This window comes from Weissella confusa, from assembly GCF_004766315.1.
Taxonomy (GTDB): Bacteria; Bacillota; Bacilli; order Lactobacillales; family Lactobacillaceae; genus Weissella; species Weissella confusa_A.
On sequence record NZ_PVSN01000057.1, the window covers coordinates 1 to 809 of the forward strand.

Genomic DNA, 809 nt, shown 5'->3' on the forward strand with positions numbered 1-809 from the left:
TTCGCCAGTTTGTGGGTGGTTCAAACCGTATTCAATGTTAGTCGTCAAGAAACCAATCTTTGAACCGATGTCGTAACGCTTACCCTTGAATTCGTGGGCGTAAACGTGTTGACGCTTGTTCAATGAATCGATGGCGTCCGTCAATTGGATTTCGTTACCCTTACCAGGTGCCGTGTTCTCCAACTCTTCGAAGATTTCTGGCGTCAACAAGTAACGTCCGATGATTGCCAAGTCTGAAGGTGCATCTTCTGGCTTTGGCTTCTCAACGAATGAGTTAACTTGGTGCAAACCGTCTTCAACTTCCTTTTCAGGTGCAATCACACCGTATTCAGAAACTTGCTCGTGAGGAACCTTCATAACAGCAAGCGTTGACTCTCCCGTCGTGTTGTAACGGTCGATCAATTGCTTAGTCAAAGGCGTCTCATCAGCCATCAAGTCATCACCCAACATAACAACGAATGGCTCGTCACCGATAAATGACTTTGCAGTCAAAACGGCGTCTCCCAATCCACGTGGGTGTGATTGACGGATGAAGTACAAGTTAATGTCAGTCGTCTCTTCAACCAACTTCAACAATTCGTCCTTACCCTTTTCCTTCAAGTTGTTTTCCAACTCTGGGTTTGAATCGAAGTGATCTTCGATTGAACGCTTTGACTTTCCATCAACGATAACGATATCTTCGATACCTGATGCCAAAGCTTCTTCGATGATAAATTGAATCGTTGGCTTATCAACGATTGGCAACATTTCCTTGGCCAAGGCCTTAGTTGCTGGCAAAAAACGAGTTCCCAAACCTGCTGCTGGGATAA

At 45.1% G+C, this 809-nt stretch carries 1 protein-coding gene; it reads right to left on the reverse strand.

The window, feature by feature from the left end:
* Positions 1 to 807 (reverse strand): UTP--glucose-1-phosphate uridylyltransferase GalU (galU, locus tag C6P11_RS08320; RefSeq protein WP_245299847.1); only part of this gene is annotated, 807 nt, incomplete at its 3' end.
* Positions 808 to 809: the final 2 nt, after the last annotated feature.